The sequence below is a fragment of the Burkholderia sp. NLJ2 genome (genome assembly GCF_049487195.1).
Taxonomy (GTDB): domain Bacteria; phylum Pseudomonadota; class Gammaproteobacteria; order Burkholderiales; family Burkholderiaceae; genus Burkholderia; species Burkholderia pyrrocinia.
Map to the genome: position 1 here is coordinate 1,703,296 of NZ_CP137810.1, position 13,982 is coordinate 1,717,277.

5 protein-coding genes are annotated in these 13,982 nt (G+C 69.6%); 2 read left to right on the forward strand and 3 right to left on the reverse strand.

Going from position 1 to position 13,982, the window contains the following annotated elements; translation table 11 throughout:
- Nucleotides 1-22: 22 nt before the first annotated feature.
- Nucleotides 23-8,620 (reverse strand): autotransporter-associated beta strand repeat-containing protein, encoded by an 8,598-nt coding sequence (locus R9B84_RS30015; protein ID WP_423761101.1) that lies wholly within the window; start codon nucleotides 8,618-8,620, stop codon nucleotides 23-25.
- A 208-nt stretch (nucleotides 8,621-8,828) separates the two neighbouring features.
- On the opposite strand from R9B84_RS30015, the gene R9B84_RS30020 reads away from it, so the two are divergent.
- Nucleotides 8,829-9,197: a hypothetical protein gene (locus R9B84_RS30020; RefSeq protein ID WP_423761102.1), complete on the forward strand. Its 369-nt coding sequence runs from the start codon at nucleotides 8,829-8,831 to the stop codon at nucleotides 9,195-9,197.
- Nucleotides 9,198-9,343: 146 nt separating this feature from the next.
- Here the strand turns inward: R9B84_RS30020 and R9B84_RS30025 are convergent, their stop codons facing one another.
- Together R9B84_RS30025 and R9B84_RS30030 are read right to left on the reverse strand one after the other, a co-directional pair.
- Complete coding sequence (locus R9B84_RS30025; protein WP_423761103.1) at nucleotides 9,344-10,003, reverse strand: YdcF family protein; 660 nt, start codon at nucleotides 10,001-10,003, stop codon at nucleotides 9,344-9,346.
- A 235-nt stretch (nucleotides 10,004-10,238) separates the two neighbouring features.
- The gene (locus tag R9B84_RS30030; RefSeq protein ID WP_423761104.1) at nucleotides 10,239-11,273 is read right to left on the reverse strand and encodes a rod shape-determining protein; all 1,035 of its coding nucleotides are present in this window, start codon (nucleotides 11,271-11,273) and stop codon (nucleotides 10,239-10,241) included.
- Between the two features lie 267 nt (nucleotides 11,274-11,540).
- On the opposite strand from R9B84_RS30030, the gene R9B84_RS30035 reads away from it, so the two are divergent.
- On the forward strand, nucleotides 11,541-13,952 hold the full coding sequence (locus R9B84_RS30035) for a patatin-like phospholipase family protein (RefSeq protein WP_423761105.1): 2,412 nt from the start codon (nucleotides 11,541-11,543) through the stop codon (nucleotides 13,950-13,952).
- Nucleotides 13,953-13,982: the final 30 nt, after the last annotated feature.

Genomic DNA, 13,982 nt, shown 5'->3' on the forward strand with positions numbered 1-13,982 from the left:
ATGTGGGCGTGTTACGCGCCGGTCAGAACTTCCACAGGATGTTGCCGAGCACCGCGTTGTCGCGCACGCCGCTGCCGTACTGGCCGCTGTAAGTGAGGCCGAGCGTCAGGCGCTTCGTGATGTTCGCGTCGATGCCGGCTTCGAGCACCGCGCTGTCGCGCGCAATCGGCACGCCCGACACCTGGAACGACGTGCCGCCGTTCGCGAACGTGAACGTCGACGACGGCCGCACGTTGCCGAACGCATGGCGCCAGCCGACCGTCCCGCGCGCGGTGATCGTGCCGCTCCCGACCGAGCCGAGCTGCGACGCCGCGCGCACGCCCAGCGTCGAGAAGCCGACGTGGGTCGTCTCGCCGCCGGCGCGCAACGCTGCCGCGCCGCCGCTTTCCGTATAACCGTCGGTATGCAGGTTGACATACGCGAGGCCGGCGAACGGTTCGATCGCGACGGGCCCGACCGGCAGCGCGTAGCCGACTTCGCCGAACACCTGCGCCGAATTCGCGTTGTAGCCGGCCGAATCGTGATCGGAGAAGCCCGCGAAGCCCGGATTACGGTCGCTGTTGATCCGGTACCACGTGTACGACGCGCCGCCGCGCACGCCAAGCGGCCCGTACTGCGCGCCGCCGTACAGCGACAGGTAGTAGCTGTTCACCGACGCCGACGAGCTCTGGTCGTTGTCGAGCGAGCCGTGCGTGACGCCCGCCGCGAGGCCTGCACGCCACTTGTCGTTGAGCGCCATGTCGGCACCGGCGATGAAGCCCGTCATGCTGCGGTTGATCGTCGATGCGTTGCCGTCGCCGGCGAGCCGGCTGCGGCCGCCGAACGCCTGCCCCCAGACGACCGGCTGGTACGGTGTGCCGCCGTAGCAGCCGTCGCGCGAACCGATCCGGCGTTCCGGCGGCAGCGTCGGGTCGACCACGCCGGCCGAGTTGTCGCCGCACAGTGCCGCGCCGCCCGACGACAGCGCCGCGAGCGGGCCCGATCCGGGCGCGAGACCCTGGCGGACGCGATCGGTCACCGCGTCGCGCACATAACGGCTGTCGAGCAGCAGCATGCTCTTCAGGCTCGCCTGCAGTTCGCCGTCGAGCAGCCCGTATGCGCGGCGCGCGGTGCCCGCGTCGGTCGTCAGCACCGCGTCGTACAGCGGGTTGCCGGCGCCGAGCCCGCCGAGCGCGGCTGCGACCGAGCGCTGGTTCGGCGTCGTCGCGACGTCGGGCAGCGCGGTGCCGTTCGCGACCAGCCGCAGGTACACGTGATCCGGATCGTAGCTGAGCGTCGGCATCAGGAACGCGTAGTTCGCACTCACCTGGCTGAACGCACCCTGCACGCCCGACGACGCGGTGAGGATCGTGTAGGTCGTGCTCGGCTGGTAGCCGCTCTGGTTCGCGAGCACCTGCACGGTGCCGCCGTTCAGCGTCGCCGTGCCCGTCGCGGCGACGCTGCCGCTTTGCTGCGGCGTGGCCGCGACCTGGAACGTCGAACCCGGCTGGAACGTGACGTTGCCGGCCACGTTCAACGCCGCGCCCGGCTGCGATGCGGCCGCCGTCGCGCCGCCCTGCACCACGAGGCCGCCGATCGTGCCGGTGCCCGTCACCGTCGCGCCGTTCTGCACGCTCACGGCCGACTGGCCGAGCGAACCGTTGACGGCGAGCGTGCCCGCGCTGACGGTGGTCGGGCCGCTCAGCGTGTTCGTGCCCGTCAGCGTCAGTTGCCCGCTGCCGGCTTGCGTCAGCGCGCCCGTGCCGGACAGCACGCTTGCAACCGTCACGTTGCCGGATTGATTGAAGATCAGCGCACCGTTGTCGACGACGTTGCCGGCGATGCTGCCTGACGTGCCGCCGTTGCCGAGTTGCAGCGTGCCACCGGACGCGATCGTGGTGCCGCCCGTGTACGTGTTGCTGCCGGTCAGCACCTGCGTGCCGCTCGCCACCGTGACGCCGCCCGAGCCGCCGATCGTGCCGCCGAATGCGGTGCCGCCGCCGTTCAGCGCCAGCGCATTCGCGCCGAGACTCACGCTGGTGCCGGCGCCGCCGGACAACGCGCCGATCGCCTGCGCCCCCGTCGCGCCGCTCACGTCGAAGGTCGCGCCCGTGCCGGCGAGATTCACCGCGCCCGTCGACGCGAGGCTGCCACCCGAACCCAGCGCGAGCGTGCTGCCGCCGTTGATCGTCGTGCCGCCCGTGTACGTGTTCGCGCCCGTCAGTGTCTGCGTGCCGGTACCGGCAACCGTCACGCCACCCGCGCCGCCGATCGTCCCGCCGAACGTGCCCGCGCCGCTGCCGTTCAGTGTCAGCGCATTCGTGCCGAGATTCACGCTGGTACCGACGCCGCCGGACAGCGCACCGATCGTCTGCGCGCCCGTCGCGCCACTCACGTCGAAGGTCGCGCCCGTGCCTGCGAGATTCACCGCGCCGGACAATGCAAGGCTACCGCCCGCGCCGAGCGCCAACGTGCTGCCGCCGTTGACCGTCGTGCCGCCGGTGTACGTATTCGCACCTGTCAGCGTTTGCGTACCGGTGCCCGCGAGCGTCACGCCGCCCGACCCGCCGATTGCGCCGCCGAACGTGCCATTGCCGCTGCCGTTCAACGTCAGCGCATTCGCGCCGAGATTCACGTTCGTGCCGGCCGCGCCGGTCAGCGTACCGACCGTCTGCGCGCCCGATGCGCCACTCACGTCGAACGTCGCGCCCGCACCCGCGAGGTTCACCCCGCTGCCCGACGCGAGGCTGCCGCCCGCGCCGAGCGCGAGCGTGCTGCCGCCGTTGATCGTCGTGCCGCCGGTGTACGTATTCGCGCCGGTCAGCGTCTGCGTGCCGGTGCCCGCGACCGTCACGCTGCCCGCGCCGCCGATCGTCCCGCCGAACGTGCCCGTGCCGCTGCCGTTCAGCGTCAGCGCATTCGTGCCGAGGTTCACGTTCGTGCTGGCCGCGCCGGTCAGCGTGCCGATCGTCTGCGCGCCCGATGCGCCGCTCAGGTTGAACGTTGCACCCGCACCGGCGAGGTTCACCGCGCCGCTCGCCGCGAGGCTGCCGCCCGCACCCAGCGCGAGCGTGCTGCCGCCGCCGATCGTCGTGCCGCCCGTGTACGTGTTCGCGCCCGTCAGCGTTTGCGTGCCCGTACCGGCCAGCGTCAGGCCACCGGTGCCGCCGATCGCGCCGCCGAACGTGCTGACGCCGTTGCTGCTCAGCGTCAGCGCATTGGCGCCCAGGTTCACGTTCGTGCTGGCCGCGCCGGTCAGCGCGCCGATCGTCTGCGCGCCCGTCGCACCGCTCAGGTTGAACGTCGCGCCCACGCCCGCGAGATTCACCGTGCCCGTCGATGCAAGGCTACCGCCTGCACCCAACGCGAGCGTGCTGCCGCCGTCGATCGTCGTGCCGCCGGTGTACGTGTTCGCCCCCGTCAACGTCTGTGTGCCCGTACCGGCCAGCGTCACACCGCCGGTGCCGCCGATCGCACCGCCGAACGTACCGGCGCCGCTGCCGTTCAGCGTCAGTGCATTCGCGCCCAGGTTCACGTTCGTGCTGGCCGCGCCGGTCAGCGTGCCGATCGTCTGCGCGCCCGATGCACCGCTCAGGTTGAACGTCGCGCCCGCGCCCGCGAGATTCACCGCGCTGCCCGACGCGAGGCTGCCGCCCGAACCCAGCGCGAGTGTGCTGCCGCCGTTGATCGTCGTGCCGCCCGTGTACGTGTTCGCGCCCGTCAGCGTTTGCGTGCCGGCGCCCGCGAACGTCACGCCGCCAGTGCCGCCGATCGCACCGCCGAATGTCCCGCCGCTGCCGCTGAGCGTCAGCGCGTTGGCACCCAGGTTCACGTTCGTGCTGGCCGCACCGTTCAGTACTCCGATCGTCTGCGCGCCCGATGCGCCGCCCAGGTTAAACGTCGCGCCCGCGCCCGCGAGATTCACCGCGCCGCTCGCCGCGAGGCTGCCGCCCGCGCCCAGCGCGAGCGTGCTGCCGCCGTTGATCGTCGTGCCGCCGGAATACGTGTTCGCACCCGTCAGCGTTTGCGTGCCGGTGCCCGCGAACGTCACGCCGCCGGTGCCGCCGATCGCGCCGCCGAACGTGCCATTGCCGCTGCCGTTCAGCGTCAGTGCATTCGCGCCCAGGTTCACGTTCGTGCTGGCCGCGCCGGTCAGCGTGCCGATCGTCTGCGCGCCCGTCGCACCGCTCAGGTTGAACGTCGCGCCCGCGCCGGCGAGATTCACCGCACTCCCCGACGCGAGGCTGCCGCCTGCGCCCAGTGCGAGCGTGCTGCCAGCGTCGATCGTCGTGCCGCCGGTGTACGTGTTCGCGCCCGTCAGCGTTTGCGTGCCGGTGCTTGCGAACGTCACGCCGCCGGTGCCGCCGATCACGCCGCCGAAGGTGCCGCTGGCAGTCCCGCTCAGCGTCAGCCCGTTGCCGCCGAGGTTCACGTTCGTACCGGCCGCGCCCGACAGCGCGCCGATCGTCTGCGCCACCGATGCGCCGCTCACGTCGAACGCCGCACCCGTGCCCGCGAGATTCACCGCGCCCGTCGACGCGAGGCTGCCGCCCGCACCCAGCGCGAGCGTGCTGCCGGCGTCGATCGTCGTGCCGCCCGTGTAGGTGTTCGCACCCGTCAGCGTTTGCGTGCCCGCGCCCGCGAGCGTGACGCCACCCGTGCCGCCAATCGCCCCGCCGAACGTATGGTTGCCGCCGCCGCTCAACGTCAGCCCGTTGCCCCCCAGGTTCACGTTCGTGCCGGCCGCGCCGGTCAGTGCGCCGATCGTCTGCGCGCCCGATGCGCCGCTCAGGTTGAACGTCGCGCCCGCGCCGGCGAGATTCACCGTGCCGGTCGATGCAAGACTGCCGCCTGCACCCAGCGCGAGCGTGCTGCCGCCGTCGATCGTCGTACCGCCGGTGTACGTATTCGCACCCGTCAGCGTTTGCGTGCCGGTTCCCGACAGCGTCAGGCCGCCGGTGCCGCCGATCGCGCCGCCGAACGTACTGTTGCCGCTGCCGTTCAGTGTCAGCGCATTCGCGCCGAGATCGACGTTCGTACCGGCGATGCCCGACAGTGCGCCGATCGTCTGTGCGCCTGTGGCACCGCTCACGTCGAACGTCGCGCCCGCGCCGGCCAGGTTCACCGCGCCCGTCGCCGCGAGACTGCCGCCCGCGCCCAGCGCCAGCGTGCCGGCGTTGATCGTCGTGCCGCCCGTGTAGGTGTTCGCGCCCGTCAGCGTGGTGGTCGCCGCGCCATTCTTCACGAGACTGCCCGCACCGGCGATCGCGCCGCCCAACCCGAGCGCGTTGCTGCCGCCCAGCGTGAGCGCCGCACCCGTGCCGAGATTGACCGCGTTGCCGATCGTCAGGCTCGCGTTCGTATCCAGCGTCGCGGCGCCGCCGACGTTCAGCGCGCCGCTGCCGAGTGCCGAGCCGTTGCCGAGCACGAGGCCGCCGCTGTTCAGGTTCGTGCCGCCGGTATAGGTATTCGCGCCGTTCAGCGTCTGCGTGCCGGTGCCGGACAGCGTCAGGCTGCCGGCGCCGCCGATCAGGCCGCTGAACGTGCCGCTGGCCGTGCCGCCCAGCGTCAGTGCATTGCCGCCAAGGTTGAGGTTCGTTCCCGCGACACCCGACAGCGCGCCGAGCGACTGCGCGCCCGTTGCGCCGCTCAGGTCGAGCGCCGCGCCCGCGCCCGTCAGGTTCACCGCGCCGGTCGTCGCGAAGCTGCCGCCCGTGCCGAGCGCCAGCGTGCCGCTGTTGATCGTCGTGGTGCCCGAGTACGTGTTTGCACCGGTCAGTGTCGTCGTCGCCGCGCCGTTCTTCACGAGGCTACCCGCGCCGGATATCCCGCCGCTCAGCGCGAGGGCGTTGCTGCCGCCGAGCGTCAGCGTCGAGCCGGTGCCGGCGAGATTGACCGCGTTGGCGACGGTCACGCTCGTGTTCGTATCGAGCGTCGCCGCACCGCCGACGGTCAGCGCGCCCGTGCCGAGCGCTGCGTTGTTGCCGAGCACGACGCTGCCGCTGTTCAGGTTCGTGCCGCCCGAGTAGGTGCTCGCGCCGTTCAGCGTCTGCGTGCCGGTGCCGGCCAGCGTCAGGCCGCCGGTGCCGGAGATCGCGCCGCTGAAGGTGCCGCTGGCCGTACCGCCGAGCGTCAGCGCATTGCCGCCGAGGCTCACGTTCGTACCCGCCACGCCCGACAGTGCGCCGATCGACTGCGCGCCGCCCGCGCCGATGTCGAGCGCCGCGCCGGCGTTGGCGAGATTCACCGTGCCCGTTGCCGCGAGACTGCCGCCCGTGCCGAGCGCCAGCGTACCCGCGTTGATCGTCGTGCCGCCGGTGTAGGTGTTCGCACCGGTCAGCGTCGTGGTCGCCGCGCCGTTCTTCACGACGCTGCCCGCGCCGGAAATCGCGCCGCTCAACCCGAGCGCGTTGCTGCCGCCCAGCGTCAGCGCGGCGCCCGTGCCCAGATCGATTGCGTTGCCGACCGACAGGTTCGTGGTCGTATCGAGCGTCGCCGCGCCGCCGACGGTCAGCGCGCCGGTGCCGAGCGCCGAGCCGTTGCCGAGCACGAGCCCGCCGGCATTCAGCGTCGTGCCGCCGCTATAGGTGTTCGCGCCGGACAGCGTCACCGCCGCCGCGCCGTTCTTCACGAGGCCGCCGCCGCCGGCGATCACGCCGCCCAGGCCGAGACCGGTGCTGCCGGCGAGCGTCAGCGTGGTGCCCGTCGCGATGTTGACGCCGTTCGCGAGCGACACGTTGGCGGTCGCATCGAGCGTCGACGAACCGTTCACGTTCACCGCGCCGGTGCCGAGCGCCGTATTGCTGCCGACGGCGAGGTTGCCGCCGTTCAGGTTCGTGCCGCCCGTATACGTGTTCGTGCCCGTCAGCGTTTCCGTGCCGGTGCCTGACAGCGTCACGCTGCCCGACCCGCCGATCGTGCCGGCATAGGTTGCATTGACGCTGCCGTTGAGCGTCAGCGAATTGCCGCCGAGGCTCACGTTCGTGCCGGCCGCGCCCGCCAGCGAGCCGATCGTCTGCGCGCCCGACGCGTTGCTCACGTCGAACGTCGCGCCTGCGCCGGTCAGGTTGACCGTGCCCGTCGACGCCAGGCTGCCGCCCGCGCCCAGCGCCAGCGTCCCGCTGTTGATCGTCGTGTCGCCGGTGTACGTGTTCGCGCCGGTCAGCGTGGTCGTCGCCGCGCCGTTCTTCACGAGGCCGCCGGCTCCGCCGATCGTGCCGGCCAGCCCGAGATTGTTGCTGCCGCCGAGCGTCAGCGTCGTGCCGGTGGCGAGATTGACCGTGTTGCCCAGCGTCACGTTTGCGCTCGTGTCGAGCGACGCGTTCGTGTTGACGTTCAGCGCGCCCGCGCCGAGCGAAGCATTGTTGCCGACGACCAGGCCGCCGCCGTTCAGGTTCGTGCCGCCCGTGTACGTGTTCGCACCGGACAGCGTCAGCGTACCGCCGTTATTCTTCGTCAGCGCGCCGACGCCCGACACCGTGCCCGACAGTGCGAGCCCGGTCGCGCCCTGCACCGTCAGCCCGCCGCCGTTGAGCGTCACGTTGCTGGAGACGTTGAGCCCTGCCGTGCCCGCCTGCAGCGCGCCGCCATTGCCCGTGATGTTGCCGGTGCCGAGCGATGCATTGTTGTTGATGATCGCGACGCCGCCGTTCAGCGTCGCATCCTGCGCGGTGGACGCGCCGTTGATCGTCCAGTTGCCGCTATTGACGTCGAGGTGGTTGAAGTTGATGTAGTTGTTGGCCGCGATCGTGCCGTTCGCGTTGGTGCCCTGCTGCAGATTGAGCGTGTTGTCGCCGCCCGCACCGCCGTCGACGATGCCCGTCTGCGCGACGTTGAGCGTGTTCGGGCCGACCGTGATGTTGAACGCGCCGCCGGTGCCGCCCGCCGTGTTGACCGACGAGCCCGTCACGGCATTGAACGTGTTGTTGCTGTTCGCGCCCATCGACACGCCGCCGTTGATCGTGCCCGAGTTGGTGAACGTGTTGCCCTGCCCGGGCGTGCCGTTCGTGCCGAACGACACGCGGCCGTTGATCGTCCCGCTGTTGCTCATATTGACCTTGCCGCCGCCGTATGCAGCGACCACGGGCGCGTCCGCGCCGACGAGGGTCGCACCGACCAGCGGGTTGGACCCGATCGTGCCGGTGTTCGTGATGTTCGACGTGCCGCCGGTGCCGTTCTGGACCGACAGCGCCATGCCCGTCACGCCGCTGATCGCCACGCCGGTCGAGCCGTTCATCGTGCCGTTGTTGACGACGGTGGTGCTCGCGCTCGCCGACGCATTGCCGACGACCGCGCCGCTCGACAGCACACCGAGCCCCGAGCCGAGCGCGGAAGGATCGATCGTGCCGTTGTTGGTCAGCGTGGTGTTGTTGCCCGTCAGCGACATCGCCGTGCCGCCGACGCCGAGCAGCACGCCGACGCTCGCGCCGGGGTTGACCGTCGCGTTCACGCCGTTGGCGCTGTTCGAGTAACTGGGAGCCAGCGGGTTCGCAACGCCGGAACAGGTCACCGTGGTGCCTGCCGTGCTGCAGGTCGCATGGGCGGGAACAATGCCGGCGCCGGACAGCGCCAGGAAAACACCCGTCGGCAACAGCAGTCTCGGAAACGGTTCGCCGGCTTTTTTCGAACGTACAAGGTTCATGCTTTCCCTCGTTATTGGTTTTGGTATTGCGGCTGCACCTGACGACGCGCAGCAGAAAATCGCGGATAAAAGCGTGCCCACCGGCGGTCGCGATGCGACGTCGGCATATTCATGGATAAGTTTTTAATCAGACCCGGGTTGCGGACGCGAAACTAGTCGAATGACATGACGGTGGCCCCTGTTTTTCTGCAGCGACTTTCTGGTTGATTTGATTACTGCCTCGCTTTTTGTCAGACAAGGCTATATCAAACTCGCGCCATTTTCCAGTCGATGTTTACCTATCGGATCAAGGGCCAACGAGCATGTATTTTTTACCCGCCGCTGCGTGCCTGGCGGCCGTGTCCCGCATGTTTTTCGCCGGTTTATTTTGATCTTTCGCAAAAACATCGGAATCGCCGTATCCGTGGAAACGCTGATATACGGCCTCGATTCAAGACACACGATCTTTGCAGCGCAATATTTTCATGCCGGCGAATCGCCGATGCCGGTAGTCAGCATCCGCTTAATAATCAAATGCAAACCGGATTTTCACGCGCTCGGCAAAATCACTTCGATTTTCACCTCGTATCAAACCTGAAATGCGACTTGTTATCGCTTGGCCGGCGCCAATGACATCCGCTTGGCCAGCGAGAAAAGAAAGAACGCCGCACCCGGCGTGAAACGGCAGGAAACCTGAAGGAAGGAGAAAATCGGGCGCCGGTGGCATTTGCCCCGTGCGCCCTCTTATGAAAACAGGCTCAGCAGGTAAAGCATCGGCCGGAACGAGACCGGCCGCGCATCGGGATTCGCCCACAGACGCACCGCATACACCACGTAGGCCGGCACTTCGCGCCAGCTCGAATAGACATCGCGCAACTGGAAGTGGTGCGGATACGCGGCGTAGATGTTCTCCCGCGCGATGCCGACGCGCTCGAACGCGAGGCGCGCCCGCGCAAGGTGGTAGTACTGACTGACGATCAGCACGCGCGACAGGCGGTGCGCCTGCAGGTACTCAAGCGTGTGCTGCGCGGTCGCGAGCGTGTTGTCGCCCTGGTCGTCGACGGCGATCCGGTCGGCCGGTACGCCGCGCGCGACGAGATAGTCGCGCATGGCCGTCGCTTCGTTCAGCCCGGGGCCGTCGATTGCGCCGCTGACCAGAAACGCCGGGCACTGCCCCGTGCGGTAGCAGCGCACGCCGACGTCGAGCCGGGCCGCGAGCACGGGCTTCGGCGCGCCCGTATCGTCGAGCGCGTCGCCGAAGATCACGGCGACGTCTGCCGGCTCGCTCGGGATCCGCATCCCGGACACGACGAGCGCGACGGCCGCGGCGGCCCAGATGCACGCGACGACGGCCAGCAGGCGGCCCGCCCGGGCCGCAAAGCCCCGTTTGGTGTAGGTTTTCAAGGATCTCGGTCTCTCAGGTCGTCGGGCGTATCGGCTGGCCCGGCCCCGCATGGGCGCGTAACGCTAGCATGGCGCACGCACGCGCGTCCACGCGGCCGACCGATGCCGGGCCGTTACCGACCTGTTGGAACGATGACCGACGCGCGTTGCAACGGAAGGCTGGCCGGCGATATGGAGATCGAAAGAATATGAATGGCAGCGCTGCGCAGTGATGCGCGGCCCGGCCCGAACCGCGTCAATCGGCCGGGCACATCGCGAGCCGCCCCATCGCCTCGCCGGCGCCGCGCACCGCGCAGGTGGCCGGCTCGTCGGCGATCCGCGCAACCACCCCCGTCTCGTCGTACAGCAGGCGTTCGAGATCCGCGAGCAGCGCGCCGCCGCCCGTCAGCACCACGCCGCGATTCGCGATGTCGGTCACGAGTTCGGCCGGCGCGTTTTCCAGCACCGACTTCACCGCGCCGATCACCTGCTTGAGCGGCGCGGCCAGCGCGTCCGCGACGTCGTGGTTGGACAGCTCGATCGAACGCGGCAGGCCGTCGCCGATGCTGCGCCCGACCGCGCGCGTCGACGTGCGCGGCACCGCGCTGGTGGCCGAGCCGATCGTCTTCTTCACGTGCTCGGCCGTCTGCTCGCCGAGCAGCACGCCGTACAGGTTGCGGACGTGGTTCACGATCGCCGCGTCGAACTGGTTGCCGCCGACGCGGATCGCCTCGCGGTAGACGATGCCGCCGAGCGCGATCACCGCGACTTCGGTCGTCCCGCCGCCGATGTCGATGACCATCGAGCCGACCGGCTCGGTCACCGGCAGGCCGGCGCCGAGCCCCGCAGCCAGCGATTCCTCGATCAGCTCGACCTCCGACACGCCGGCCGCGAACGCGGCCTCGCGGATCGCGCGGCGCTCGACGGCCGTCGCATCGGACGGCACGCACAGCGTGACCTCGACGCGGCGGCCGAAGCGCGAACGCGTGCGCGACATGTCGATGAAGCTGCGGATCATCTGTTCGGCCGCGTGCGCGTCGGCGATCACGCCGTGCCGCATCGGCCGCACGGCTTCGAGATGCCCCGGTTCGCGGCCGAGCAGCGCCTTCGCGAGCTCGCCGACCGCCTCGAGCGTCGGCCGCGCATCGGTCGCGCCGGCCTTGCGAAAGCAGACGACCGACGGCTGGTTCAGCACCACGCCGCGCTCGTGCGTATAGATCTGCGTACTCGCCGTTCCCGGGTCGATCGCAACGGGTTGCGCAAACAACTTTCCGAACAGCGGTGTCGACATATCAAACCTTTGTGAGCGAAAGGGCCGGGACGACCCCGCCGCATCCCCGCGGCGCGCCTGCCGCCCCATCATGAAGTTAGCGGCAAATCGTTCCGATACTTTAGGCAATTCTAATGATTATTTCGCGACGAAATTGTCAAAAATACCGTTCCGGACGCGTCCGGCTACGCAACGGCCTCTCGCGTTGCGCCTGTAAAACACGGTAATCTCTCGGTCTTGCCTGCTCCCGGCAGGCCGCAGACGCCCGATCACCCAGATATTTCCACCATGACAGCGACCGTTTCCTTCCGCTGGGCGCGGGTGCGCCCGCTCTGCGCGACGCTCGTCGCCTTCTGGTGCTGCACGGTCGCCGCGCAACCGCTGCCGGCCACCGAACCCGCGCCCGCCCCCGCTGCAACCGGCCCGTCCGTGGCCGCGGCCACCGCCGCTACCACTGCCGCAACGCCCGCCGCCACGCACGACTGCACGGCCGACGGCGGCCCGGCCGGCCGCCCGTCGATCGGCCTCGTGCTGTCCGGCGGCGGCGCGCGCGGCTACGCGCACCTCGGCGTGCTGAAGGTGCTCGAGGAAAACCGTATCCCGGTCGACTGCATCGCGGCTACCAGCATGGGCGCCGTGGTCGGCGGCCTGTACGCGAGCGGGATGGCTGCCGACGACATGCAGAAGCGGCTGTCGGAGGTCAACCTCGCGGATATCGCGTTCGACGTGACGGACCGCGCGGACCTGCCGCAATCCAGCCGGGAAGACGAACGCCTGTACATCAACGGGCTGACGCTCGGCTTCGGCAAGAAAGGCGTAAAAGCGCCGGTCGGCCTCGTGCAGGGCAACCGGCTGCAGGCGCTGCTCGCCAACTGGACGGCCTCGGTGCCGACCAACCAGCCGTTCGACCGCCTGCCGATTCCTTACCGCGCGGTCGCGACCGACCTGCAGACGGGCCAGATGGTCGTGCTCGACCACGGCTCGCTGCCGCTCGCGATCCGCGCGAGCATGGCGATGCCCGGCCTGTTCGCGCCGGCCGAGATCAACGGGCGCGCGCTGGTGGACGGCGGCCTCGTCAGCAACCTGCCCGTCGACACCGCACGGCAGATGGGCGCGAGCGTCGTGATCGCCGTCGACATCGGCTCGCAACTGCGCCCGCTCGACGCGCTCGCGTCGCCCGCCGACGTGATGCAGCAGATGGTCGGCATCCTGATTCGCCAGAACGTGTCGGCCCAGCGCCAGCAGATCACCGCGAACGACGTGCTGCTCACGCCCGCGCTCGGCTCGCTCGGCTTCACCGATTTCCAGAACGCGCGCCAGGCCATCTCCGCCGGCGAAGCGGCGGCGACCGCCGCGCTGCCTCGCCTGAAGCGCTACGCGCTCACCCCCGAGGAATACGCCGCCTACCGCTCGGCGCACGCGCAGCCGCTGCCGCCGCCGGTCCGGATCACGCGCATCGAGATCAAGACGAGCGGCGGCGTGCCGAAGCGCGTCGTCAGCGACGCGCTGCACGTGAAGCCCGGCGACCTCTACGATCCGCAGACCGTCAGCCAGGACCTGCTCGGGCTGACGACGGGCGGCAACTTCGAGAGCGTCACCCAGCAGGTCGTGAGCCACGGCAACGAGAACGTGCTCGAGATCAACGCGCGCGAGAAATACTGGGGACCGAATTTCCTGCTGTTCGGCCTGGGCATGTCGAGCAGCTCGACCGACGAGGGCGGCTTCCGCCTGCATGTCGGCTACCGGCGGCCCTGGCTCACCGAATCGGGCCTCGAGTTCCGCGCGGATACGACGATCGGCAGCGACCTGCAGTCGGCGCGCGTCGAATTGCGCCAGCCGCTGCCGATGGCGTACGGCGTCTACATCTCGCCCTACGCCGAATACCAGCGCCGCTACGCGAACCTGTACGACCAGAGCGGCAACGTGAAGATGGCGCAGTACCTGATGCAGACGGCGCGCGCGGGTGTCGATCTCGGCCTGCCGATCGCCCGCCTCGGCGATTTCCGGATCGGCCTCGGTTACGTGACCGGGCACGGCTCGCCGACCTACAACATCCCGCTCGACGACAGCGGCCAGACGCTGCTGTGGCCCAGCTTCTCGTCGCGGGCACTGACCGCGCGCGCGCGGTTCGTCATCGACCAGCTCGACGATCCGATGTTCCCCCGCAAGGGCTACTACACCGAGTTTCGCGTCGAACGCTCGCTGGTGTCGCGCAACGGCGAGTCGGCGCAGGATTTCGCCGACGGGATCAGCGACGCGCCATACACCGAGATCTACGGCAAGGCGATGATCGCGCAGCAGTTCGGTCGGCACAGCATCAGCGCGACGATCGAAGGCGGCAAGAGCATAGGCGGCACCAATGTGATCAACGCCTTCAACTTCACGCTCGGCGGCTTCCAGCATTTGTCGGCCTATGCGGCCGACCAGTTGAACGGCAACGAACTCGCGTACGCGCAGGTGACCTACATGAACCAGTTGATGACGTTCAACGCATCGCCGATCAAGGCGCTGTCGATCGGTGCCAGCGCGGAAGTCGGCAATGTCTGGTTGAGCGGGGTGAGGGTCGGCGGCGGCGCGTTCAAGCAGAGCTACACGTTCTTCACGAGCCTGTCGACCGCGTTCGGCCCGGTCTACATGGGTATCGCGCTCGCGCCCGGCGGCCGCCGCAACATCTACCTGCAGCTCGGCCGCACGTACTGACGACGCGCGGGCGCCGCGCCAGACGCCCCG